The sequence below is a fragment of the Xanthomonas sp. WHRI 10204 genome (assembly GCF_040202875.1).
GTDB lineage: Bacteria > Pseudomonadota > Gammaproteobacteria > Xanthomonadales > Xanthomonadaceae > Xanthomonas.
Map to the genome: position 1 here is coordinate 96597 of NZ_JBEGDW010000002.1, position 24689 is coordinate 121285.

The following is a 24689-nucleotide window of genomic DNA, read 5'->3' on the forward strand; positions in this document are numbered from 1 at the left end:
GCTCACGCGGTAGCGCCCACAGCATCCGACTGGCCGACCACCACCACCGGCAATAACGAGGTCACCGGATGCCCGGCATCGCGCCACGCATCCAGCCCGCCCAGCAACGGACGCACATCGCGATAGCCACGCTCGCGCATCCGACCTGCCAGCCACGCCGCAGACACTTCATCGGGACACGCGCAATAAATCACCACGCTGCGATCGCGCGGCACGCTGGCCAGAATCTGTGCAAGCTGGCGTTCGTCGGCAAACACCGCACCAGGAATCGTGTACGGCTGCAGGTCACGATATCCCGGCGCACGGATATCCAGCACCGTCGGCCGCAGGCTCTCGTCACCGTCCAGCAGCGGCACCAACTCGTCCACTGCAATACGCGCCTGTTCCAGCGAGCGCAGCAGCGTGTGACGCCGCCACCAGCGCCACCCGACGTAGCAGGCCAGCAGCGCGGCCAACACCACCACCGCACCGGAACCGAGCTCGGACAAGAACACGAGCACGTCCTGCACCTGATGGGCGAACACCGCCCCAAGCCCCAATCCGACCAGCGCCCACAGCGAGGCGCCGAACGCGTCGTAACGCAGGAACGCGCCCGGCCGCACCCGCATCGCACCAGCCATCGGGACCGACACCATCGACAGGCCCGGCACGAACTTGGCCACCGCCAGCACGCGTACGCCCCAGCGCGAGAAAAAGCGCTCGGTCTGCTTCATGCAGGTATCGCGCGACAGCGACAGCCGGCACAGCGACTGCAAGGTGCGATTGCCAAAACGACGGCCTGCCAGATACCACACCAGGTCGCCAAGCAGACTCGCCAGCACCGACACGCCCCACGCGGCAAGACCCGCCAGCCACGCCTCGCTACCACCGCGCAGCGCGTAACCGGCGCCGACCAGCACCAGCGTCGGCAGCGCTGGCACCGGCAGCCCGAGCGACAACGCCAGCACGTTGGCAAACACCAGCGCCAATCCGTACTGTTCGATCAAGCCTTGCATGCGACGACCCTGCGCGACGGCGAACGGTCATTATCCGCTCTTGATCACGTTTGCGACTGCCCGGCGGCAGCGAAACGATACGTTTCGGCAAGCGCTTGCAACCATCGCTCGAACAGACCGTCGGCCCGCAACGCGCGCCGCCACCAGCCAAGCGCCTCGCCCTCTTCGCCCGGCCGCCACGCCAGGGAGAAGGTCTCGTCGGCCTTGTGTGCTTCCACCGGCACCTGGCGCAAACGGCCCTCCAGCAGCGCGCCCTGCGCATACGGCTCAGGCAGAAACCCGTAGCCTGCCCCGGCCAATTGCAGCAGCAACTTGGTGTGCATGTCCGGCACGGTCAGCACATCGCGGCCGGACAACAGGCCGACCGTGCGCGGCAGCAGACGCCGCGCCGAGTCCGCCACGGCAATCGCGCGATGGTCGGCCAGCTCGGTCGCACCGAGCAGCTGCGCGCCGGCTAGCGGATGTGTCGCGGCCACTGCGAACACAAAGCGCACGGTGCCGATCTGTTCGGCGACATAACCGCCGCCGCTGGGCCCCTCGCCCGCCGCCACAATCAAATCCACGCGCCGGTCCAGTAGCGCCTCCCAGCTGCCGGACAGCGACTCGCTGAGCACACGCAGCCGGGTGCTGTCGGCCACGGCGTAGAAGTCCAGGATCTGCGCCTGCAGCAGCGCAGCCGGCAACATCGCATCCAGCCCGATCGCAAAGTCCGACTCCCAGCCCGAGGCGACGCGCCGCACGCGCACCTCCAGCTCCTGGGCGGCACGCAGCAGGTTGCGTCCTTCGCGCAGCAGTTCGCGCCCGGCCTGGGTCGGCGTTGCCTTCGGCCCCACCCGCTCGAACAGCTGCACGCCCAGATCGTCTTCCAACTTGGAAACCGTGTACGAGATCGTCGAGGGCACCTTGAACAACACCTTGGCCGCCGCAGTGAACGAGCCGCGGCGGTCGATCGCATCCAGGATCTGTAGCGCTTCCAGGCTGATTTTCATTGTTCGAATTTTTCGATGGTAGCAGCCAAATCTACTCGCTTTTTCTCTGATCGGCAGAGGCGGAGACTACGCATCAAGCCGCTGGGACACCGATTCACCCCCGGCACCAATTCGAATCTTTCAAGGAGAAGCAACATGTTGAATGTCCGCAAGAGCGAAACCCGTGGCCGTGCCGAGCATGGCTGGCTGTCTTCGCGCCACACCTTCTCCTTCGCCAGCTACCACGACCCGCGCCACATGGGCATCGGCCCGCTGCGGGTGATCAACGAAGACAAGGTGACCCCGGGCGAAGGCTTCGGCACCCACGCCCACCGCGACATGGAAATCATTTCCTACGTCCTGGACGGCGCGCTGGAGCACAAGGACAGCATGGGCACCGGTTCGGTGCTGCACTACGGCGATGTGCAGCGCATGAGCGCCGGCAGCGGCGTGACCCATAGCGAGTTCAATCATTCGTCCAGCGAGCCGGTGCACTTCCTGCAGATCTGGGTGATGCCCGAGCGCAACGGTATCGAGCCCAGCTACGAAGAAAAGCATTTCGATGCCGACAGCAAGCGCAACCAGCTGCGTCTGATCGCCTCGCCGGCTGGTGATGACGGCTCTCTGCGCCTGCACCAGGACGCACGGCTGTATGCATCGATCCTCGATGGCGACGTACGCCTGCAGCAGCCGCTGGCTGAAGGCCGCATCGGCTACGTGCAAGTGGCCCGCGGCAGCCTGAGCGTCAATGGCCAGGTGTTGTCGGCCGGCGATGCGGTGCAGGTCATCGGCGAGCCGGAGATCGTGCTGGCCGACGCACGCGACGCCGAAGTGCTGGTGTTCGATCTGCCGAAGTAAGCCGGTCACGGCCCTTGCAGCGCATGCGACCTGCATATGCTGCAAGCGGCGCTGCCCCCAACGCACAAGGCCCGCGCTAGCGGGCTTTGTGCTACGCGCGAAAATCTGGACGCGATGCTTTGCGTGTGGTTCATGCGCTCGCCTTACCTTGCTGCGACAACGCTTGGCTTACACGCACCGTGACACGACATGACATGACGTCCGTCTTCAGCGCCAAAGACGAAAACTTCGACACCCAGCCACCGGGGTCGCAGTCTCAGCGATTGGCCGTTATGCGGCCTGCGATTTGAACGGCGCGTCGGGCTGCGCAGCTCCGTCGGCATCGCCATTGACCAGCGCGAACAACGCGTCCGCATCGGCTTCCAGCACGCGTGCAGACCGCGCCAGATCGTCGACCATCTGCGCCTGGTCGCGCGCCTGCACGCCAATGGAGTGCAGCGCCGTGTTCGCAGTCGAAATATCCAGCGCCTGCTCGTGACTGGCGGCGGCGATCTGCTCCACCGTCGCGGTGACACGCAGTACCGAGGCCACTACATCCTGCATCACCACACCGGCCTGTTCGGCCAGGCGCGAGCCATCGCCGACCTGGTTGGTCGCATTGTCGATCAGGGAACGAATCTCCCTGGCCGACACGCCGCAGCGCTGCGCCAGGCTGCGCACCTCGGTGGCGACCACCGCAAACCCGCGTCCCTGCTCGCCGGCGCGCGCCGCTTCCACCGCCGCGTTGAGCGCCAGAATGTTGGTCTGAAACGCGATGCCGTCGATTACTTCGATGATCTGACCGATGCGGTCGGTTGCCGATCGAATGCCGGCGGTGGTCTTGACCACGTCGGCGATGACGTCCGCACCGCGCCGCGCCACCGCAGCCGAATCTTCGGCCATGCGTCGGGCCGAGCCGGCATTTTCGGAATTGGTGCGCACGGTGGCGGCCAGTTGATCGATCGTGCTCGAGGTCTGCGCCACTGCGCTGGACTGCGTGGACACCCGGCTGACCAGCTCCTGGTTGCTGGCAGAAATATGATGCGACTCGCGCTGCACGTTCTGCGCGATGCTCATGGTCTGCCGCATCAGGTCACGCATGCGCTCGGCAGAGCGCACTTGATCGGTCACGTCGGTGGCGTACTTGACCACCTTGTACGGGCGCCCGGAGACATCCAGGATCGGGTTGTAGGACGCCTGGATCCACACAGCGCTGCCATCCTTGCGCAACCGCCGATACCGCCCCGCGTCGAACTGGCCGCGTGCCAGCTTTGCCCAGAAATGCCGGTATTCGTCGGAGGCGCGGTAGGCCGCATCGACGAACACCCCGTGATGCTGGCCGATGGCCTCGTTCGACGAGTAACCAAGAATCGCCAGGAAATTATCGTTGGCACTCAGCACTCGGCCGTGCAGATCGAACTCGATCACGCCCATCACCTTGTCGATGGCCTGTATGCGCCCATCCGCATCGGCCGAATCGATGACCTGACGGGTGACGTCGGTGGCGTACTTGACCACCTTGTAAGGGCGCCCGAGTTCGTCGAGAACCGGGTTGTAGGACGCCTGGATCCACACCTCTCTACCATCCTTGCCGATGCGCTTGTAGCGACCGGCATCGAATGCACCGCGCCCAAGCGAATCCCAGAACGCGCGATAGGACGCCGATTGACGCGTCTGCGCCTCCACGAACATACCGTGGTGCTTGCCGCGGATCTCATCGAGCCGATAGCCCATGACCTGCAGGAAGTTCTGGTTGGCATCGAGCACCGTGCCATCCAGCGAAAATTCGATCACCGCCATCACCTTATCGATCGCATCGATCCGCCCTTCGAAATCGGCGGTCTGACGGACCTGCTCGGTGATGTCGGTGGCGTACTTCACCACGCGGTAGGCCTTGCCCGCACGATCCAGCAGCGGATTGTAGGAGGCATTGATCCAGACCTCGCGGCCCTGCTTGTCCAGCCGGCAAAAACGCCCGGCATTGAAGTCGCCACGCCGTAACGCATCCCAGAACTGGCGATAGCTCTCGCTGTCGCGATCACTCGTCGTCACGAACATGCGGTGATGCTGGCCAACCACCTCATCACGCCGGTATCCCATAAGCGTGAGGAAGTTCTGATTGGCATCCAGAATGCGGCCGTCCAGATCGAATTCGATCACCGCCATCACCCGATCCACTGCATTGGCCTTGTGCTGCAGCCCACGGCTCCAGGAAGAGAACAGGCGTCCAAGCAACGGTAGGCGCATCACGTCGAAATCCGAGATATGGGTCACGTCTTTAGCGACACGCACGCGCCGTACTTGACCCCCTTCGCTTGCCATAGAGTCGAGTGGTTCAGATGTCAGACGGTCTCTCTCTGGTCGTCCTCTTCATGCCCCGGCATTCCCGAAGTCGAAGCCTCGTTTCCGGGTATGCAAGGAAGACCAGACCCTTCTTCTCCGATCCGCAAGACTAAGGGCGGATGCAGTGCGCTGGCCGCCGAGGCGCGCAGCGCCAGCGTAAAGTCGAGGCCTTGTTTCCTGGCGTGCAAGGACGACCAGACTTTCTTCTCCGATCTGCAACACAGTGGCTGATGCAGTACGTTGGCCGCCAAAGCGCGCGCAGCGCCAGCGTATCGGCGATCGCTCGCGATGGACCCTCCTCCGCCTTGCATCGTTGGAAAAAAGCACCCGTAAACGCCGCTCACACCGGCGGATGCGACCGGCTCTCCGGACCGCTGGCTTCTGCATTTTCGAGAGAGCGACCGACGCCTTACCCGTTGCATGGCGACTCCGTCGACAGCGCCACACGCTCCACAGCATCTATCGCCTTGCAGAGATCGCTGCCGACATCACTGGCGGCGTCACTGGCGCGGCAACATGCGCTGGATCATCGGCAGAACGAGGCTCAGATAAAGATCGGCCACGTCCTCTCGCAGCATCGTCGTGCATCGGCGAGCCACGCGTACAGGAACACGCGTGTGGCAAAAAAGTTGCCGCTTTGATCAAGGAACCGGCAGCTAGCAGGAATAAGGGGAAGCCGGGCAAAACACGCCAGCAAGAAGGCAAACCCAGCAGTTTGGGGAAGGCCTGAGCAACTTGCGGCAGGACGAGTGATCCTGGGATGTCGCTCGAACGCGGTGGTCTTTCATGCTGAACATCAAGCCGTTGCGCGTAGTGAAGATTGCCAGGAGTGTTGATCGAAAACACACAGACGAATTGTTCAGAGCTTCCTTAGGTCTTAGGTCTTAGTTCTGCAGTTAGCGCAGTAGGTGGTCTGCAACGTTGAACGCAGGAGATTGACCCTACAGTTTGCTGTTTGCTGCTGTTTGCATGGCGGGAAATAGCGGCAAGCGGCAAGCGGCAAGCGGCAAGCGGCAAGCGGCAAGCGAAGATGGTTTCGCAGTCCGCTAACCGCTCCCTCCAAACGCGCCTATTTTTCGAACATCAAAAAGCATGAGGGCACGCAACAGGGCAACAAGCCAAGAACAACGCGCCGACCGAGCCAGGTGGCAGGCGACCCGATACATATCGCTTCAACAGCGACACTCGGTGCCGAAATGGTCGACGACGCGACCGATACGGATGGCGGATGGCGGATGGCGGATGGCGCCCATCAGACACGGCAACTGCATGTCGGTTGCGATCTATGGTGGTTGCGGCCTCACGCACGGCGCAATGCCAGCACACCAGACCGATCATCCCGCGGCAATCCGACATCGCTCAAGCCACCAACCCGCGACGCACACTCACGAACGCGCGTCTGGCGCGGTAGCTGTCAGTTATCGGAAGCGATGACGACAAGCCTTGACCAAGAAGCCAGCGCTGCCACGTGCAGCGGCAACGCCACCGCGCATGCTTCGCAAAATGTCTGAGCCTCCCGCAACACAGCTGCCGATCGCCTGTCCCACGCATCGCCGACTCACACACCCGCCTGTTGCAGGCATCGCGGATTCACGCCTTCGATGCGACACAGCTCGCACCACAGCGCCCTCAACCATGAGCGATGCAAGGATCCCCGGCGGCGGCCACGGAGAACGCAGCGATCGAGGAACAACGGCACGGGAAGGCATGAATGCCGAGCACCCACCCGAGCAAGAGCGAGCGCACGGTTTGCAATCCATCAAAGGCAGTGGCGATGGCGATGGAATTTGACGTCACAGCTGGCGATCACCGCTGACTACACCCATCAACCCAAATAAAAACGCCCGCAAATCAAGGATTTGCGGGCGTTTAGAACACTGGCGGAGCGAGAGGGATTCGAACCCTCGATAGAGCTTTTGACCCTATACTCCCTTAGCAGGGGAGCCCCTTCAGCCGCTCGGGCATCGCTCCAGTTTTTGCGTCCTGCCGCGATGTCCGTGGCAGGCCGCGAAGAATACCGGGTAACAGGGGCTAACGTAAACCCTTTATTACGGACAATTCGAAGAATCGTCGCCGTGATGTGCGCCAGAGGCCACCGGCTCGTCCCCACGTTGGATGCGCTGATAAATCTCTTCGCGATGCACAGCCACATCTTTTGGTGCGGTAATGCCAATACGCACCTGATTACCCTTGACGCCGAGCACGGTAACAGTGACCGAGTCGCCGATCATCAAGGTTTCGCCTACCCGGCGAGTGAGGATCAACATTTTGCAAATCTCCTGGAACCGGTGGATTTCCCACCAGCATCGACGGCCTCGTGAGTGAGACGCGCCCTAGGTAAAGGGAATAGACCAGAAATGGTAGCGGGACATCCTGCTAGCCAGCAAGGCATAGCAGGACAAGTGTTCAGCCCAAGTGTTGCTTGACCCAGGAGGGCACACCGTCGAGTGCGGTCGCAAGGGCGGGCCCGTCCTCGCCACCACCCTGGGCGAGATCCGGACGGCCACCGCCCTTGCCTCCGATCTGACTGGCGATGTGGCCGAGGAGTTCCCCCGCCTTCACCTTGCCAGTTGGGCTGCCATTCACGCCGGCGACAAGCGCAACCTTGCCCGCCGATGCACCGGCCAGCACGATCACCGAATCGCCGAGTTGCTGCTTCAAGCGGTCCATCGCCTCGCGTAGCGCCTTTGCATCGAATCCTTCCAGACGTACGGCAACCACCTTGACCCCGTCCACGTCGACAGCACTGGCGCCAAGATCTGCGGTCGCGCCGGAGGCCAGCTTGGCCTTCAGAGATTCCAGCTCGCGCTCAAGACGCTTCTGACGCTCGGTCAGTGCGCGCACCTTGTCGACCACCTCGGTGGTGTTGCCGCCAAGCAGGCTTGCCGCCTCGAACAGCCGGCGTTCTTCATCGGCAACGTAATCCAGCGCGCCCTGCCCGGTCACCGCCTCGATGCGACGCACGCCCGACGACACGCCGCCTTCGGAGGTGATCTTGAACAGACCGATGTCGCCGGTGCGGCTGACATGGGTACCGCCACACAGCTCGGTGGAATAACCGCCCATCTTCAGCACGCGCACGTGCTCGCCATATTTCTCGCCGAACAAGGCCATCGCGCCGAAATCCAGCGCTTCCTGCATGGCCATGTTGTGCACTTCGACACTGTGGTTGGTGCGCACCTCGGCATTGACCTTGCGCTCGACCACTGCCAGTTCTTCCGCAGTGATGGGCTGAAAATGCGAGAAGTCGAAACGCAAGCGGTCGGGCGCCACAAGCGAGCCCTTCTGCTGCACATGTGTGCCCAGCACTTCGCGCAATGCGGCATGCAGCAAGTGCGTGGCCGAGTGGTTGAGGATGGTCTTGCCGCGGCGCTGCACGTCGATGCCGCCTGCCAGCACATCGCCCAGCGCCAGCGCGCCTTCGGTAATGCGTCCGACATGCCCATGAAACTGGCCGGCGAACTTCTGCGTGTCTGCGACGTCGATGGAAACATCGGCCGTACTCAACTGCCCGCTATCGCCGACCTGACCGCCGGATTCGGCGTAGAACGGCGTGCGATCGGTGAACACGATGACCTCATCGCCGGCTTCGGCACGCTCCACCGGGCGGCCCTGCTTGAGCAGCGCGACAACCTTCAGCGCGTCGGCGTCATACGCCTCGTAGCCCAGAAACACCGTCGGCGACATGGTCGCAACCAGATCGGCCGGCAATGCGACGCCGCCGCCGAACTTGCCTGCCGCACGCGCGGTCTCGCGCTGACGCTCCATGGCGAAATCGAAGCCCTCCATGTCCACGCGCATACCGCGCTCGCGTGCAATATCGGCGGTCAGATCGACGGGGAAGCCATAGGTGTCATAGAGACGGAATGCATCCGCGCCGGGAATCACGTCCTGCGAGCGCGATGCAACGTCGTCGAAGATCTTCATGCCGGCGTCCAGCGTCTCGGCGAAACGCTCCTCTTCCGCCAGCAGGGCGCGCGCCACTGTTTCCTGCGCCACCACCAGTTCCGGATAGGCCTCGCCCATCAGCTCGACCAGGGTGGGCACCATCTTGCTGAAGAACGGCTGGCGCACACCTAGCATCCAGCCATGGCGCAGCGCACGCCGAATGATTCGGCGCAACACATAGCCACGGCCCTCATTGGAAGGCAGCACACCATCGACGATCAGGAAAGAACAGGCGCGGATGTGATCGGCAATCACCCGCAGCGACTTGTTTTCCAGATCGGCGATGCCGGTCAGCGCACTGGCCTTGCCGATCAAGGCCTGGAACAGATCGATCTCGTAGTTGGTATGGACGTGCTGCAGGATCGCCGCCAGACGCTCCAACCCCATGCCGGTATCCACGCACGGCGCCGGCAGCGGCACCAGGGTGCCGTCGGGCTGACGGTCGAACTGCATGAAGACCAGATTCCAGATCTCGATGAAGCGATCGCCATCTTCGTCCGGCGAACCGGGAGGACCGCCAGCGATGTGATCGCCATGGTCGAAGAAGATTTCGGTACACGGGCCGCACGGGCCGGTGTCGGCCATCTGCCAGAAATTATCGGACGCGTATGGCGCACCCTTGTTGTCGCCGATACGCACGATACGGCTTTCGGGAATGCCGATCATGTCGCGCCACAAGGCGACGGCTTCTTCGTCGGTGTGGTAGACGGTCACCAGCAGACGGTCGGCCGGCAGCTTCCAGACCTGGGTCAGCAGCTCCCATGCCCAGGCGATGGCGTCTTTCTTGAAGTAGTCGCCGAACGACCAGTTGCCCAGCATTTCGAAGAAAGTGTGGTGGCGTGCGGTGTAGCCCACCGAGTCCAGGTCGTTGTGCTTGCCGCCGGCACGCAGGCAGCGCTGCACGTCCGCAGCACGCACGTAACTGCGTTTTTCCGCGCCAAGGAAGACGTCCTTGAACTGGACCATGCCGGAATTGGTGAACAACAAGGTTGGGTCGTTGCCCGGCACCAGCGGCGCGGACGGCACGATGGTGTGACCCTTCCCCTCGAAAAACGCGAGGAAGTCACTACGAATCTGGGAGGTGCTGAATTTGGCAGGTGCGTTCATGAGCTGGCATTGGGCGGGCGGCAGTCCCGGTCACCCAATGAGATGTGGGCGCAGATGAGGGGAACAACCTTAAACCACGAAGGGTAGCAGGCCTGACGCCCTCAGTCCTCAAGGTCGAAGCGCGTGGCGCTACGAATACTGTTGCCGTCGAAACCTCGCCGGGCCAGCAGATCGGCAGCCTTGCGTCGCTGCGGCAGATCTACCGGGCCTTGCTCGCCGAACCGTCGCCGGATCAGATCGCGTGCGTTCTCGGTCCAGTCACCTTCAAACGTCGCCATGGCGGCATTGATTGCCTCGCTATCCAGGCCATGGGTTCCGAGTTCGGCACGAATATGCAGGGGGCCGTAGCCGGAGCCGGCACGATTGCGCACCACCGCGGCAGCAAACCGGGTGTCGTCTTGCCAGCCCTCGCCAGCCAGCCGCTCCACCGCCGCCTGTGCGGCATCTGGCTCGATACCGCGCGCCAGCAGCTTGCGGTTTAATTCTTTGCGCGAGTGCTCGCGCCGCACCAGCAGACCAAGTGCGCGCTGGACCGGCGTCTGCTCTTTGAACCGCCGTCCCCGCTTTGGTGCGGGCGCTTGCTCGTCCATCGTGACGTGTCCCCGATCGCTGAATCAATGCGCCTTCCATGGCGCCTGCCCTCCTGGCCTTCGATAGATCTACCGCGAGAAGCAACGGCACTGACTCCGCCGTCCTCGCGATAGAAAAACTCCGCCTTACCGGTCGCTCTGCAGTGAGCTGTCGCCAGGCGCTTGAGTCCGTCATGTCCTGCGCGAACATGACGGGCTTTGCGCCATGCCGCCCACTCGGACCGCAATCGCTTGCTGCCGGTAGCGCTTATTCCTTCTCGGCGTCGTCGCCCGCTTCGCGCGGCGCTTCAGCGGGCTGGAACTTCTCACGCAGCTCGGCTTCGAGCTTGGCCGCCACCTGCGGGTTGTCGCGCAGGTAGCCGCGTGCATTGTCCTTACCCTGACCGATGCGCTCGTCGCCATAGCTGTACCAGGCGCCTGCCTTATCCACCAGCTTGGCTTCCACGCCCATGTCGATCAGTTCGCCCTCGCGGCTGATGCCTTCGCCGTAAAGGATTTCGGTCACGACCTGCTTGAACGGAGGCGCCAACTTGTTCTTGACCACCTTGATCTTGGTCTGGTTGCCGATGATCTCGTCACCTTTCTTGATCGCGCCGATACGACGGATGTCCAGACGCACCGAGGCGTAGAACTTCAACGCGTTACCGCCGGTGGTCACTTCCGGGCTCTGACCCGGCATCATGACGCCGATCTTGTGGCGCAACTGGTTGATGAAGACCACCAGGGTGTTGGAACGCTTGATATTGCCGGTCAGCTTGCGCAGCGCTTGGCTCATCAGACGTGCCTGCAGACCTGGCAGCTGGTCGCCCATCTCGCCTTCGATTTCCGCCTTCGGCGTCAGTGCCGCCACCGAGTCGATCACCACGATGTCGACCGAGCTCGAGCGCACCAGCATGTCGGCGATTTCCAGCGCCTGCTCACCGGTGTCCGGCTGCGATAGCAGCAGATCGTCGACATTGACGCCCAGCTTGGCCGCGTAGATCGGGTCGAGCGCATGCTCGGCGTCGATAAACGCAGCGGTGCCACCCAATTTCTGGCACTGCGCAATGGCCTGCAGGGTCAAGGTGGTCTTGCCCGAGGATTCCGGCCCGTAGATTTCCACGACGCGACCCTTCGGCAGGCCGCCGATCCCCAGTGCGATATCCAACATCAGCGAACCGGTCGGAATGATTTCGACCGCCTCGATCACGCGATCGCCCATGCGCATCACGGAGCCCTTGCCGAATTGCTTTTCGATCTGGCTCAGTGCGGCGGAAAGGGCGCGCTTCTTGTTCTCATCCATCTGGGTGATCCTTGTCAGTGATTTCGGTGTGGAGCAAATGTAACGGCGGTGTATCGCACGGGCTGAGACTGGTGGCGACACACTCAGAGTAATGTTGCGAATCCTGTGCGGGCAGCGGCGAATCCTGCAATGCCGGCTGGGGAAAACGCCAGCACAGACATCGGAGCAGCCCTCAGCGATTGGGTCTCAGCAGCCCGCAGTACAGGCCTTCGATGGCGAAATCCTGATCCGGCAACACTTCGATCGGGGCGTAGTCCGGGTTGCGCGGCAGCAGCCGGATCCGGTCCTTGCCGATCTTGAGCAACTTGACGGTGATTTCTTCATCGATCCGGGCCACGACGATCTGCCCCGAGCGCGCGTCGCGGGTGCGGTGGACACCGATCAGGTCACCGTTGAAGATCCCTTCGTCGCGCATCGAATCGCCCTGCACCTTGAGCAGATAGTCCGGCGACGGCGAGAAGAACACCCGGTCGAGCACGACGAAGTCGTCGGAGCCGATATCAGCACCGATCGGCAGGCCCGCTGCGACGCGCCCTAGCACCGGCAGGCGCAGCACGTCGTCGCGCAGTGGCTCGGCGACCGGCGGCGTCCGCGAGTGCGCGCCCTGCCCGGCCAGCCGGATGCCACGTGCCTGACCCGGCACGCGACGGATCGCGCCAGCCTGCTCCAATGCCTCCAGGTGATACTGCGCGGCGCGCACGCCCTTGAAGCCGAAGGCACGGGCGATCTCGGTCTGCGAAGGCGGGACGCCGTCGGCGTCGATACGCTCGGCGATCAAGGCCAGGATTGCTTGCTGGGTATCGGTCAGGTCCATGGTTAGTAGTATTACTACTAACAGAGCCATGCGCAATAGCTAGTTTTCCCTGTCGAGAAGGCCGGCAGCCCTGACGATCGCTAGCGCCGGCTGCGCCAGATCGAAAACAGGATCCAGATGCCGCACAAGCCGGCGCCGATGAATCCGCCGACACCCAGCGCCAGCAGCCAGCGACTGGCGCTCCCGCCGACGCTGTTCATGACGATCGACGAACCGATCACCAGGGCAGCGGTCACGATGCCCATGGTGAGCCGATTGGCGGCGCGGTCGACCTGCTCGCCAAACTCGCGCAGGGCGCGCGTTTCCACGTGCAGCTGCAACTTGCCGCGCCGTGCGGCCTGGATCAGACGCTTGAGATCGCGTGGCAGATCGCCGATCAGATCGATTGCGCCGGTCACGGTGCGTCGACTGCGGCGCAACATGGCGCTGGGCGCGTACCGCTGCAACACCACGCGCTCCAGATACGGCCGCGCTTCGGTGGCCATGTCGAAATCCGGATCCAGCTGGCGCCCCATCCCTTCGAGAGTGAGAAAGGCCTTGATCATCAGCGCCAGATCCGACGGCAGCGTCAGTCCGTGATCGCGCAGGATGGCGGTGACGTCGCCGAGCATCGCGCCGATGCGTAGTTCTTTCAACGGCACGCCACGGTATTCGTCGACGAATGCACCGATGTCCTGTTGCAGACGCGCCTCGTCGATCTCCAGGCTGGTGCCGGCCCACTCCAGCAGCACATCGATGACCGCCTCGGCGTCGTAGCTGACCATGCCGTGCAGCAGCTGCGCGACCTGGAAACGGCGCTGTTCGGACACACGCCCCACCATGCCGAAATCGATGACGGCGATACGACCGTCGCGCAGATAGAAAATATTTCCCGGATGCGGGTCGGCGTGGAAGCAGCCGTCCTGCAGCACCATCTTGAGCACGATGCCGGCACCTGTGCGCGCAAGCGCCTTGCGATCCAGCCCCGCCGCATCGACCGACACCATGTCGCGCCCGGGGATGCCATCGATGAACTCCTGCACATTGAGCGACTCGCAGGTCCACTGCCAATACACCGCGGGCACCACCACCTGCGGGTCGTGCGCGAAGTTGGCGGCGATGCGCTCGGCATTGCGACACTCGGCGGCGAAGTCCAGCTCGCGCCGCAGCGAGACAGTGAATTGCTGCACCACTTCAGCCGGGCGATAGCGCTTGAGATCGGGTGCGCGCGTTTCGACGATGTCGGCCAGCCGCGCAAGCAGACGTAGATCCGCATCGATGGTGTCGCCGATGCCGGGTCGACGGATCTTCAAGACCACCGGCGTGCCGTCGGCCAGCCAGGCGCGATGCGTTTGCGCCAGCGATGCAGCGGCCAGGGGTTGTTCGTCCAAGCGTGCGAACACGCTTTCCGGCTCTGCGCCCAATGCGGCGACCAATTGCGGCCGGATCTGTTCGAACGGCAATGCAGGAACCGCATTTTGCAGTTCGCTCAGTTCTTCGATCCATTCCGGCGACAGCAAGTCGACACGCGTCGCCAGCACTTGCCCCAGCTTGACGAAGGTTGGCCCGAGTTCCTCCAGCGCACGACGCACACGCATGGCGGCGGACATCCGCAAGCGGCCCTCGGCGTTGTTCCAGTGCAGCAACCTGCCGGCACGTTCGAGCACATCGGCCAGCCCGATGCGGCGCACCACATCGCCAAAGCCGTATCGAATCAGGACCGAGGCGATTTCCTGCAGACGCCCCAGGTCACGCACGGTGCCAAGCGCTTCCCACATCAGTGCACCGCCTGCGTAGGTTCGAAATGGGTGGCTGGCTCGCTACACGCCTGCGCGCAGACCTCAACGTGAGCGATCTCTCGGTGCGATAGCGATGCCTCGCGCACCGACCGATCCACGACCACAGGCCCACCAGCATCACGTGCCGGCAAGACAGCCGCGTGACTCCCCGCCTTACGTCGCACAAGCCGGCGCACCTGCGCAGCAATAACCGGCGACGCACCAGGCGGACTGCGCCGGATGAAGATGGATGGCAACGTATCGAACACAGCAGCGGAAAACCCGAACATCGGCACAGAGGTTGGCGAAGAGACTCTAGTTTGTAGCCGATCTCTCTGCCGCTGTCGCGCTTCTGTCTGCTGCGGGCTTAGCGCACAGTGTGGCGCGCGTGCGAGTTGACGCTTCGATCGCGCAGCACGCAGTGCGGCCCAGCGGCTTCAATACCGAAGGCGCAGGGTCAACCCATAGGTCCGCGGCGCACCGAGAAATGCGTTCCAGGAACCGGCCTGCAACGGCGCATCGATGACGACCTGACGATAGGTTTCGTTGCCCAGATTCTCCGCCCAGGCTTCCACCATCCAGCGCTTGTCGTCTGCGCCGATACCGGCCCTGGCATTGACGATGGTGTAGGCCGGCTGCACCTTTTGCGGATCCAGGTCAGTGCCGGCGTTGAAGTCGGATGAGTATTTAGCGCCCAGATTGAAACGCGCCGTCAGCTGATTGCCCAACGGGCGTTCGTAGGTAGCCGACAGATTGCCCGACCAACGCGGTGCGAAGCTCATGCGGCTACCCGGCAGCAGCGCAAGATCGGCGTCGGGCAAACGGTCATCACCATATGTGGTATCCGTGTAGCTGAGCCCACCTTGCAGCATCAAGCCACGCACGCCGGTTTGCCAGAGCAATTCGGTGTCGATTCCCTGCGAAATCACGGTAGGCACGGAGCGAACCACGAAACTGGTGCCGAGAAAATTGTTGAGCTGGAAATCGCTGACGTTCTGGTAGAACAGCGCCGCATTCAACAGCAGATTGCCGTCCATCCAGGTGGTCTTGGCACCCAATTCAAAACTGTTGACGAACTCGCCGGGAAACGCGGTGTCGTCTACCGGAACGATTCCTTGCGCGCCGCTGGACAGACCATCGGCCGACTGCACCCGGTCCAGATTGAAGCCGCCCGCCTTGTAGCCACGGGCGGCCGAGGCATACGTCATCACTTCGTCGCTCCAGCGATAAGCCAGTTTGACGGTCCCGGACCATTCGCGCTCGGTCAGTTCCTGGCGGGTCCTGCGGCCGTTGTGTGCCACGTTACTCCACGGCAGGCAGGTGAATCCGATCACCTGCGGCGCGATCAGCGGTACCGCCGTGGCAGGCACGCCACGTGCACCCAGGGCGGCGCCGATACGGCGCAATGCCGCAGGATTCAACTGCCCGTTGGCAGCGAAATAACTGGCGCACGCCGGGCTGCCGTCTGGATTGTCGTAGGTCGAGGCCAGCACCTTGTTTTCGTGCGTGTAGCGCAAACCCATCACCACATCCAATGCATCGGTCGCATGCCAGGTGTTGTTGGTGAACAGCGCCACGCTCTTGCCATCCTGACGATAACGATCCTGGCTACCAAGTCCGCGGAACAGCGAACCGGCCGGCACGCCGGTGGCATCGGCGAGAAAACGCGGTGCATCTGCACGCGTGGCCAAGGCCGGGTTGATCCGTGCCAGCAGTGCTGTCGAAAGATAGGGTTCGTAGGCGCTTCCGAAGCGATACGACTCGTTGCGTCGCAGCCTTTCGTCGGCATAGAAGAAGCCAATCATCCAGTCCACGCGTTCGGTGGAGCCGGCCAGGCGCAACTCCTGACTGAAGGTTTTGAAGCCGGTGAACGTCTCGTCCTTGCGCGGCTCGCGATACAGCACATCGGCGGCGCTGTAGTCGAAGTCCATGCCGTTGACCGCCGTCCAGTCGCGCAGTGCGGTGATGGATGTCAGCGTCGCCTCGTTTAGCCAGGGCGTGGTCCAGTCGACCTGCGCGGACACGCCGCGATCGCGAATGTTCTGAACGGTGCCGCGATTGCTGTAAGCCAGCCGGCGCGACGGGTCGGCAATGGGAACAACGGCCTGACCTCCCGGAGCGACTGCATCCATGACCGCCGCCAGCGGCCCCCGTTCGGTGGTGACGGTGACGCAGCAATTCTCCGCGCGGTTGGTGGCATCGGCAGAGAAATTGATCGCCAGATCGTGAGACGGCTCCCAGAGCAGCTGGACGCGTCCGGTCTCAAGATTCTGATCGCCGTCGCGTGTATCGGTACGCGGGCCGTTACCGGTGACCACGTCTTCAAACCCATCGCGGCGACGCTTTGCCGCGTAGACGCGTAGCGCGGCGGTTTCACCCACCGCGTCATTGAACGCAGCGGCCAGCCCGAATGCGCCAAAATTACCGGCGGTGATTTCTGCGTCGGCACTGCGCGTAAAGCTGGGCCGCCGGGTCACCACGTTGACGACGCCAGCGGAGGTGTTCTTGCCAAATACCGTGCCCTGCGGGCCCTTGAGCACTTCGATGCGCTCCAGTTCGCCCAGATCGGAGAACGCCACACCGTTGCGCGCACGCGCCACACCGTCGATGACCACGCCGACCGAAGCTTCCAGGCCCGCGTTGTCGCCCACGGTGCCGATGCCGCGAATGCGGATGCTGGTCTGTGCCGCACTCTGCGTACTGGTGACGATCAAGCCCGGCACCAGCACCTGCAAATCCTTGATGTCGTTCACGCCCGTGTCCAGCAGGAGTTGCTCGGACAGCACCGACACGATCACAGGCACATCCTGCAGTTCTTCTTCACGTTTTTGCGCGGTGACTTTCATTGCGGCCAGCGTTGCCGGCTCGGTGTGCTCGGCAGTTGCCTGCGTTTGCGCATGCAACAACGGGGTCTGAATTGCCGCGATAACGGCAAGCGCAAGTGCAGTGCAATAGCAGCGTTCGATGCTCATCAACTTCCCCGGATGAAGAGACGCGTACATGCGCAAGCGCAGCAGATGGTACGAGCCGTGTAGGAAAGACGTTAACGCCCACGTGCAGGGAGCGCGGACCTCAATCCGAACACGGCGCTCCCCTAGCGAACTCTAGCGCTACACCGTGGAACTTGAGCGATCCCGGCGTGGGCACGCACATTGACTGCTGCCGGGTGGATGTCATGGATGTCAGTGGTGGAACATCGGTGAGTGCAGGCGCTGCCGCACGTCCGCTATAGCAGCGCGCTCAAGCCTCGCAGTGCCGCGACCACGGTTTGACGACGGACTGCGTCGCGGTCGCCATCGAACTGGAACAACTGCGCCGTGGCGTAGCCGCCGCGTCGTTTCCAGCCGATCCACACCGTGCCCACCGGTTTGTCTTCGCTGCCACCGCCCGGCCCAGCAATGCCGGTCACGGCGACCGCAATGCTGCCACCGGAGGTCACCAATGCACCGGATACCATTTCGATCACGGTTTCCCGGCTGACCGCGCCATGTACCTCCAGCGTCTGCGGCCTGACCCGCAGCAACGCCTGCTTGGCCTCGTAGCTGTAGGCGACCATGCCGCAATCGAACCAGTCCGAAGAACCGGCAATATCGGTCATTGCCTTGGCAATCCAGCCGCCGGTACAGCTCTCGGCAGTCACCAGCCGCTCGCGCGCCGCGCGTAACTGGGCGCTCAGCGACTCGGCGAGCTGCAGAAGGTCGTGATCAGTGGGAGACGTCATTGCGGGGGTCAGGATTGAACAGCGGTCACTTTTATCCGAATTTGCCCGCGCTGTCTTCCGCCAGCTGACTGGTCAGCGATCGGTGTTTGGACGTTCCGCCTGTTTCGGCAAGTGCCCACGCAGTGCGGGACGCCGCTGATGGAGCTGCAGCCTGACATCGCATCTAAGTGACTGTTTCCCGCTGATCTGCGCAGCAACAGCAGCAACAGATCTGCGCAGCAACAGATGATCGATCCAGGGAGCGCACACGACACTGAAGTCACGGCGGACCTGACGGTCCGCACCGACATGCATCGGGACGCGGCAGCCCGCGCGTGGTGACGCCTGCGATCGGTGGACGGGGCCTGCAATCCGCAGCTGGCACGCAGCTGACTGCGGCCAGCCCCGTCGAATGCCGCGTCAGGTTTCCCAGTCTTCCCGACGGTCCGGCAGCATCGCGCGCAACGGCGCGCCGTCATCTCCGGCGGCAAGCCGTTCGGCTTCGACCATCGGCAGATCGACTTCCAGCAACCAACCGTCCTCGTCGGACTGCTCGTTGCGCACCACTTCCAGCTGATGCAGCTTGGAACGCAGGCGACCGGCCGACGACGGCAAGCGCAGCTGTCCGGTCAAATGACGCAGATCCAGGCGTTGACCGAGTGCGTGCTGCAGTTCCTGCAAGCCACGCCCATCGCGCGCCGACACCCACACGCGTTCGCGCCGCGCCTGATCCGGAATGCCGTCCTGCGCATCGTGACGAACTTCGGCACCGTCGATCTTGTCGATCTTGTTGAACACCAGCAGCTGCGGCAGATCGCCAGCGCCCACCGCCTGCAACACTTCATCGACTTGCAGGATGCGTTCTTCGCGCAGCGGGTCGGCGGCATCGACGATATGCAACAACAAATCGGCGTCGCGCGCTTCGGACAACGTCGAACGGAAGGCAGCAACCAATTGGTGCGGCAAATCGCGGACGAAGCCCACCGTATCGGCAAGAATCGCACTGCCGCCTGGCAATGCGATGCGGCGCACGGTGGGGTCCAGCGTGGCGAACAATTGATCGGCCACATAGGCTTGCGCACCGGTCAACGCATTGAACAGCGTCGACTTGCCGGCGTTGGTGTAGCCGACCAATGCAATCCTCGGCAATTCGCTACGCATCCGCGCACGGCGCATCTGGGTGCGCTGCACCTCGACTTTTTCCAAGCGCTGCTGCAACTGCTCCACGCGCTTCTGCAGCAGGCGGCGGTCGGTTTCCAGCTGGGTTTCGCCAGGGCCGCGCAGGCCGATCGCACCGCCGCGCTGACGCTCCAGGTGGGTCCAGCCGCGTACCAGCCGTGTGGCCATATGCCGCAGTTGGGCAAGTTCCACCTGCAGCTTGCCTTCGTGGCTGCGCGCGCGTTGCGCAAAGATATCCAGGATCAGGCCGGTACGGTCGATCACGCGCCGCTCCAGGTAGCGCTCCAGATTGCGCTCCTGACCCGGCGATAAGGTGTGGTTGACCAACACCAGATCCGCGCCAGTTGCCTCGGCGGCGGCCTTGATCTCTTCCAGCTTGCCGCTGCCGATCAAGGTCGACGGGCTGGGTTTGTCGATGCGCGCGGTGAGCGTTGCCGCCACCGTGGCGCCCGCCGACCTCGCAAGGTCGGCGAACTCCTCCAGCACATCGTCTTCGGCAGGCCCACCTGCATGGGTCTGAATCAACAGCGCGTGCTCACCCTTGCGGGAACGATCAAACACGCGTTACTCCATTACTGCTCGACGTCGTCATCTTCCGCTTGATTACCTTCATTGGATTGCACATACCCACCACCCGGCCCCACGCGCACGTTGCGCGCCGGCACGACCGTGGAGATGGCGTGCTTGTAAACCATCTGACTCACGGTGTTGCGCAGCAGGACCACAAATTGGTCGAACGACTCGATGGTGCCCTGCAGCTTGATGCCGTTGACCAGATACACAGAGACCGGCACCCGCTCGCGCCGTAGCGCATTCAGGAATGGGTCCTGCAACGATTGCCCCTTAGCCATCGAAAAATCCTCTTCATTATTGTTCTTATTGTCCCGGTCGACACCTGCTATCCCCAGCCGGCCCCGGAAACGGGATGTTACACGCCTGAAGCCTGCTGCACAGTGGAACGATGAGCGAGGAAGCCGACAAGTGCATCGTCCAATTGATGCCGATCACGCTCCGGGTCGAACCAGCGTGCGTCGAGCTCGCCACGCAGCCAGGTGAGCTGCCGTTTGGCCAGTTGCCGGGTCGCCTGAATCGCCTTGTCGCGGAACTCGGCCAAGCTGCCGGCACCGTCCAGATAGTCCCAGGCCTGGCGATAGCCGACCGCGCGCACTGCCGGCAAATCCAACGGCGCCGCCGCGGCGCGCATCTGCGGCAACTCCCGCAAACGCTCCACTTCGGCGAGGAAATCCTGCGCCAGCATCGCGTCCAGGCGCTGCGCGATGCGTGCGTGCAGCACCGCTCTATCTTGCGGCGCCAGCACGATTTTCAAGACCCGCAGCGGCAGGCGCGGCCCGGACGGGAGCGCCTGCCAGTAGCTGATCGGCCGCCCACTGAGCCGGTACACCTCCAGCGCACGCTGGATGCGCTGCGGGTCGGTGGCATGGATGCGCGCTGCGGCGATCGGGTCGACCTGCGCCAGTTGCGCATGCAAGCCGGCCCAGCCTATTTGCTCGGCCTCGGCGGCGATTGCGGCGCGCACTGTCGGGTCGGCTTCGGGCAATTGCGACAGCCCTTCGAGCACTGCACGAAAATACAGCCCGGTGCCGCCGGCAAGGATCGGCAACTTGCCGCGCGCAACGATGTTGTCGATCGCCTTGCGTGCATCGGCGGCGAACTCAGCGGCCGAATAGATCTGCCAGGGGTCGCGCAGGTCGAGCAGATGGTGCGGTACTGCGGCGCGCATCGCGGCATCGGGTTTGGCCGCACCGATCTCCAGGCCGCGGTAGACCAGGGCCGAATCGACGCTGACGATCTCTCCGTTCCAGCGTTCCGCCGCCTCCAGGGCCAACGCAGTCTTGCCGCTAGCGGTAGGGCCCATCAAGGCGATCGCCAGCGGGCGTCGGTCGGCCGGCATCAGTCCTCGTCCGGCCAGCGAATGGTCGGCGCCGCCGGCGCACTGACCCGCGGGGTCGGAATCGCCGCCACCGCGTTCCAGACCTTCAAGGCATCCACGGTCGCCGCCACATCGTGCACGCGCAGCAACAAGGCACCGTGTTGCGCGGCGATCAGATGCGCCGCGACCGAGCCATGCACCCGCTCGGCCGCAACCTCGCGACCGGTCAATTCGCCGATGCTGCGTTTACGCGACAGCCCCGCCAGCACCGGCAAGCCGAACTCCTGCAGGCGCTGCAACTGCGCAAGCACGGTCAGGTTATGCGCGGTGGTCTTGTCGAAGCCGAAGCCCGGGTCGAGGATCAACCGGCGCTTGTCGATGCCAGCCATCTCGGCGGCAAAAATGCGCTCGGCCAGAAAACGATGCACCTCCGCCACCACGTCGTCGTACTGCGGCGCGTCCTGCATCGCATGCGGCGCGCTGCGTGCGTGCATCAGCACCACCGGCACGCCCAGTTCGGATGCTGCGTCCAGCGCGCCCGGCGAACGCAACGCGTAGACATCGTTGATCATGCCGGCACCAGCAGCGACCGCTGCGCGCATCACCTCCGGCTTGAAGGTGTCCACGCTGATCGGCACGCTGGTCTGCTGCACCAATGCCTCGATCACCGGGATCACCCGCTGCAACTCGTCTTCCAGCGATACCGCCGTGGCACCGGGACGGGTGGATTCGCCGCCGATGTCGAGCACTGCAGCGCCCTGCTCCACCAGCCGCAGCCCGTGCGCAATCGCCGCCTCGCAGGTCGCGTGCTGGCCGCCATCGGAAAACGAGTCCGGCGTGACGTTGACGATCCCCATCACCTGCGGCGCATCCAGTCGCAAACTGCGACCAGCGCAATCCAGCTTGAGGGCGGTATCGAACATCAGTGGTTTCTCCTGAAGCGAGTGAGAGAGAGGGTGATCTGAGCCGGTGCGGCGTGAGCGAACAGCTGCCCGCCGATTTGGCTATCGGCAGACAATCGCTACCGACTGCAGCGACGACGCGCACCCGGTGAACGGCTGAGGCTAGCGGATGCGGCTTGTTGCAGGGTCGTCCGCGTGTTGCAGGGAGCGTTTGCCATTGTCGCGCAGCCCGCACCGCGTCGCACCCTGTGCGTGGAGAACTCAGGGCTGCGCCCACAGTGGAATGCAGCTTCGATTGCATCGGAAAACGGAACGCAATGCGCTTCATCGCTCGCCGTCGGCCGATCGCTCACCGTCTCCAAACAGCACAACGCAACGGGGCCAGGAATCGCTTCCTGGCCCCGCTGGATATCTGCAGCTGCAAACGCCTGACTTAGATCTGCTCGGCGGGTCCTGCAATCGGCGGCAATGGACGCGGGCTGCCCTTATCGTTGTTGTTGCCACCGTCCTTGTCGGACTTGGCCCAACCGGCCGGCGGTGGCGGCTCGCGGCCTTCCATGATGGCGTCGATCTGCGGCACGTCGATGGTTTCGTACTGCAGCAGCAATTGCGACATCGCGTGCAGCTTGTCCAGGTTCTCGGTGAGGATGGCTTTGGTCTTGCCGTAGGCCTTGTCCAGGATCGAACGCACGACTTCGTCGATCTTGCGCGCGGTTTCGTCCGAGACATTCTTGTGCTGAGTCACGGAGCGACCCAGGAACACCTCATCCTCTTCCTCGCCATAGGCGACCGGGCCAAGCTCGTCGGACAAGCCCCACTTGGTGACCATGTTGCGCGCCATCTTGGTCGCACGCTCGATATCGTTGGACGCACCGGTGGTGACCTTGTCGCCACCGAAAATCAGCTCTTCGGCAACACGGCCGCCATACAGCGAGCACAGCTGCGATTCGATCGCGACACGGTTCATCGAATAGCGATCGCCTTCCGGCAGATACATGGTCACGCCAAGAGCGCGGCCGCGCGGAATGATGGTGACCTTGTAGACCGGGTCGTGCTCCGGAACCAGCCGCCCGACGATGGCATGGCCCGCTTCGTGGTACGCGGTCAGCGTCTTCTCGTCTTCGCTCATGGCCATCGAACGGCGTTCGGCACCCATCAGGATCTTGTCGCGGGCACGATCGAAGTGGTCCATGCGGACTTCCTTCTCGCTGCCACGCGCCGCAAACAACGCGGCCTCATTACACAGGTTGGCCAAGTCGGCACCCGAGAAGCCCGGGGTACCGCGTGCGATGACCATCGGCACCACGTCATCGGCCAGCGGCAGCTTGCGCATGTGCACGCGCAGGATCTGCTCGCGACCCTTGACGTCCGGCAGCCCGACCACGACCTGGCGGTCGAAACGGCCCGGACGCAGCAGTGCCGGATCCAGCACGTCGGGACGGTTGGTAGCCGCGATCACGATCACGCCTTCGCCGCCTTCAAAGCCGTCCATTTCGACCAGCAACTGGTTCAAGGTCTGCTCGCGCTCGTCATGCCCGCCGCCGAGACCGGCGCCGCGATGACGACCCACCGCATCGATTTCGTCGATAAAGATGATGCACGGCGCATGCTTCTTGGCCTGCTCGAACATGTCGCGCACGCGGCTCGCACCGACGCCGACGAACATTTCGACGAAATCCGAACCGGAGATGCTGAAGAACGGCACCTTGGCCTCGCCTGCAATCGCCTTGGCGAGCAGGGTCTTACCGGTACCCGGCGGGCCGACCATCAACACGCCGCGCGGAATCTTGCCGCCCAGCTTGGTGAACTTGGTCGGGTCGCGCAGGAAGTCGACCAGCTCGCCAACTTCTTCCTTGGCCTCGTCGCAACCGGCGACGTCAGCGAAAGTGATCTTGACCTGATCCTCGCCCTGCAGCTTGGCCCGCGACTTACCGAAGCTCATCGCACCCTTGGCACCGCCGCCACCGCCCTGCATCTGGCGCATGATGAAAAGCCAGAAGCCGATGATCAGGATGACCGGCAGGAAATTGAGCACCAGCGACCAGAAACCCGGTCCGGTGGACGGCTTCTGGCGGGTCATTTCGATGTTCTTGCTATACAGCACGTCGACCAGCTTGTCGTCGCGCGGACCGTAGACGGTGGCTTCGCTGCCATCGGTACGCTTGAAGCGGATCGCGTTGACCGCGAGGTTGGTCTCATCGGTGTAGTCCACCGATTTGACGCGCCCGGAGTCCACTTCTTTCAGAAACTGGGTATAGGTGATCGAGTCGGGGCCGACGCCGCCCGCCATCCGCGGCGAGAAGCTCTGGAAGACGACCATCAGCACAACCGCGACGACCACCCACAGCAGCAGATTCTTGGTCAAGTCGTTCATCC

The 24689-nt window shown here is 63.4% G+C and carries 17 protein-coding genes and 1 tRNA gene; 1 reads left to right on the forward strand and 17 read right to left on the reverse strand.

The features are described from left to right. Positions 1-2 precede the first annotated feature (2 nt). Both ABQZ00_RS11135 and ABQZ00_RS11140 read right to left on the reverse strand, forming a co-directional pair. The gene (locus ABQZ00_RS11135) at positions 3-995 is read right to left on the reverse strand and encodes a DedA family protein/thiosulfate sulfurtransferase GlpE (protein WP_115561861.1); all 993 of its coding nucleotides are present in this window, start codon (positions 993-995) and stop codon (positions 3-5) included. 44 nt (positions 996-1039) lie between these two features. Further along, positions 1040-1984 (reverse strand): LysR substrate-binding domain-containing protein, encoded by a 945-nt coding sequence (locus ABQZ00_RS11140; protein ID WP_115527613.1) that lies wholly within the window; start codon positions 1982-1984, stop codon positions 1040-1042. A gap of 135 nt (positions 1985-2119) precedes the next feature. Between ABQZ00_RS11140 and ABQZ00_RS11145 the strand changes: the two genes are divergently transcribed. Continuing rightward, the gene (locus ABQZ00_RS11145; protein ID WP_323538304.1) at positions 2120-2821 is read left to right on the forward strand and encodes a pirin family protein; all 702 of its coding nucleotides are present in this window, start codon (positions 2120-2122) and stop codon (positions 2819-2821) included. 270 nt (positions 2822-3091) lie between these two features. On the opposite strand, the gene ABQZ00_RS11150 is transcribed toward ABQZ00_RS11145, so the two are convergent. From ABQZ00_RS11150 to ftsH, 15 genes are all read right to left on the reverse strand, one after another. Next, the gene (locus tag ABQZ00_RS11150; RefSeq protein ID WP_323538367.1) at positions 3092-5023 is read right to left on the reverse strand and encodes a methyl-accepting chemotaxis protein; all 1932 of its coding nucleotides are present in this window, start codon (positions 5021-5023) and stop codon (positions 3092-3094) included. Positions 5024-7021: 1998 nt separating this feature from the next. Next, a tRNA-Ser gene (locus ABQZ00_RS11155) sits at positions 7022-7114 on the reverse strand. Positions 7115-7191: 77 nt separating this feature from the next. Further along, positions 7192-7410, reverse strand: coding sequence for a carbon storage regulator CsrA (csrA, locus tag ABQZ00_RS11160; RefSeq protein ID WP_115527611.1), 219 nt, complete (start codon positions 7408-7410; stop codon positions 7192-7194). A 139-nt stretch (positions 7411-7549) separates the two neighbouring features. Continuing rightward, positions 7550-10198, reverse strand: coding sequence for an alanine--tRNA ligase (gene alaS, locus ABQZ00_RS11165; RefSeq protein WP_323525990.1), 2649 nt, complete (start codon positions 10196-10198; stop codon positions 7550-7552). A gap of 101 nt (positions 10199-10299) precedes the next feature. Further along, a complete protein-coding gene (gene recX / locus ABQZ00_RS11170) occupies positions 10300-10788 on the reverse strand; it encodes a recombination regulator RecX (protein ID WP_323538303.1) in 489 nt (162 codons plus the stop codon). 247 nt (positions 10789-11035) lie between these two features. Beyond that, the gene (gene recA, locus ABQZ00_RS11175; protein WP_115511948.1) at positions 11036-12070 is read right to left on the reverse strand and encodes a recombinase RecA; all 1035 of its coding nucleotides are present in this window, start codon (positions 12068-12070) and stop codon (positions 11036-11038) included. 172 nt (positions 12071-12242) lie between these two features. Further along, on the reverse strand, positions 12243-12884 hold the full coding sequence (gene lexA, locus ABQZ00_RS11180; RefSeq protein WP_055844265.1) for a transcriptional repressor LexA: 642 nt from the start codon (positions 12882-12884) through the stop codon (positions 12243-12245). A gap of 80 nt (positions 12885-12964) precedes the next feature. Then, positions 12965-14641 carry a 2-polyprenylphenol 6-hydroxylase gene (gene ubiB, locus ABQZ00_RS11185; protein ID WP_115561857.1) on the reverse strand — a complete coding sequence of 559 codons (1677 nt, stop codon included), beginning with the start codon at positions 14639-14641 and terminating at the stop codon, positions 12965-12967. Between the two features lie 437 nt (positions 14642-15078). After that, the gene (locus ABQZ00_RS11190) at positions 15079-17613 is read right to left on the reverse strand and encodes a TonB-dependent receptor (protein ID WP_323538302.1); all 2535 of its coding nucleotides are present in this window, start codon (positions 17611-17613) and stop codon (positions 15079-15081) included. Positions 17614-17867: 254 nt separating this feature from the next. After that, positions 17868-18362: a CinA family protein gene (locus tag ABQZ00_RS11195; RefSeq protein WP_005992383.1), complete on the reverse strand. Its 495-nt coding sequence runs from the start codon at positions 18360-18362 to the stop codon at positions 17868-17870. Between the two features lie 399 nt (positions 18363-18761). Continuing rightward, complete coding sequence (gene hflX / locus ABQZ00_RS11200) at positions 18762-20081, reverse strand: ribosome rescue GTPase HflX (protein WP_115511951.1); 1320 nt, start codon at positions 20079-20081, stop codon at positions 18762-18764. 11 nt (positions 20082-20092) lie between these two features. Continuing rightward, positions 20093-20371 carry an RNA chaperone Hfq gene (gene hfq / locus ABQZ00_RS11205; protein ID WP_005915027.1) on the reverse strand — a complete coding sequence of 93 codons (279 nt, stop codon included), beginning with the start codon at positions 20369-20371 and terminating at the stop codon, positions 20093-20095. Positions 20372-20448: 77 nt separating this feature from the next. Continuing rightward, positions 20449-21432: a tRNA (adenosine(37)-N6)-dimethylallyltransferase MiaA gene (gene miaA, locus ABQZ00_RS11210; RefSeq protein WP_323538301.1), complete on the reverse strand. Its 984-nt coding sequence runs from the start codon at positions 21430-21432 to the stop codon at positions 20449-20451. Then, on the reverse strand, positions 21432-22334 hold the full coding sequence (folP, locus tag ABQZ00_RS11215; protein WP_323538300.1) for a dihydropteroate synthase: 903 nt from the start codon (positions 22332-22334) through the stop codon (positions 21432-21434). The genes miaA and folP overlap by 1 nt, the downstream gene beginning before the upstream one ends. A gap of 412 nt (positions 22335-22746) precedes the next feature. Continuing rightward, positions 22747-24687, reverse strand: coding sequence for an ATP-dependent zinc metalloprotease FtsH (ftsH, locus tag ABQZ00_RS11220; RefSeq protein ID WP_055844285.1), 1941 nt, complete (start codon positions 24685-24687; stop codon positions 22747-22749). Positions 24688-24689: the final 2 nt, after the last annotated feature.

Coding starts and splice junctions, on each gene's coding strand:
- ABQZ00_RS11195 (WP_005992383.1), bottom strand. CDS start 18,362: ATGACGTCTCCCACTGATCACGACCTTCTGCAGCTCGCCGAGTCGCTG.
- lexA (WP_055844265.1), bottom strand. CDS start 12,884: ATGGACCTGACCGATACCCAGCAAGCAATCCTGGCCTTGATCGCCGAG.
- ABQZ00_RS11190 (WP_323538302.1), bottom strand. CDS start 17,613: ATGAGCATCGAACGCTGCTATTGCACTGCACTTGCGCTTGCCGTTATC.
- recA (WP_115511948.1), bottom strand. CDS start 12,070: ATGGATGAGAACAAGAAGCGCGCCCTTTCCGCCGCACTGAGCCAGATC.
- ABQZ00_RS11135 (WP_115561861.1), bottom strand. CDS start 995: ATGCAAGGCTTGATCGAACAGTACGGATTGGCGCTGGTGTTTGCCAAC.
- folP (WP_323538300.1), bottom strand. CDS start 22,334: ATGTTCGATACCGCCCTCAAGCTGGATTGCGCTGGTCGCAGTTTGCGA.
- miaA (WP_323538301.1), bottom strand. CDS start 21,432: ATGCCGGCCGACCGACGCCCGCTGGCGATCGCCTTGATGGGCCCTACC.
- hfq (WP_005915027.1), bottom strand. CDS start 20,371: ATGGCTAAGGGGCAATCGTTGCAGGACCCATTCCTGAATGCGCTACGG.
- ftsH (WP_055844285.1), bottom strand. CDS start 24,687: ATGAACGACTTGACCAAGAATCTGCTGCTGTGGGTGGTCGTCGCGGTT.
- csrA (WP_115527611.1), bottom strand. CDS start 7,410: ATGTTGATCCTCACTCGCCGGGTAGGCGAAACCTTGATGATCGGCGAC.
- alaS (WP_323525990.1), bottom strand. CDS start 10,198: ATGAACGCACCTGCCAAATTCAGCACCTCCCAGATTCGTAGTGACTTC.
- ABQZ00_RS11145 (WP_323538304.1), top strand. CDS start 2,120: ATGTTGAATGTCCGCAAGAGCGAAACCCGTGGCCGTGCCGAGCATGGC.
- ubiB (WP_115561857.1), bottom strand. CDS start 14,641: ATGTGGGAAGCGCTTGGCACCGTGCGTGACCTGGGGCGTCTGCAGGAA.
- recX (WP_323538303.1), bottom strand. CDS start 10,788: ATGGACGAGCAAGCGCCCGCACCAAAGCGGGGACGGCGGTTCAAAGAG.
- ABQZ00_RS11140 (WP_115527613.1), bottom strand. CDS start 1,984: ATGAAAATCAGCCTGGAAGCGCTACAGATCCTGGATGCGATCGACCGC.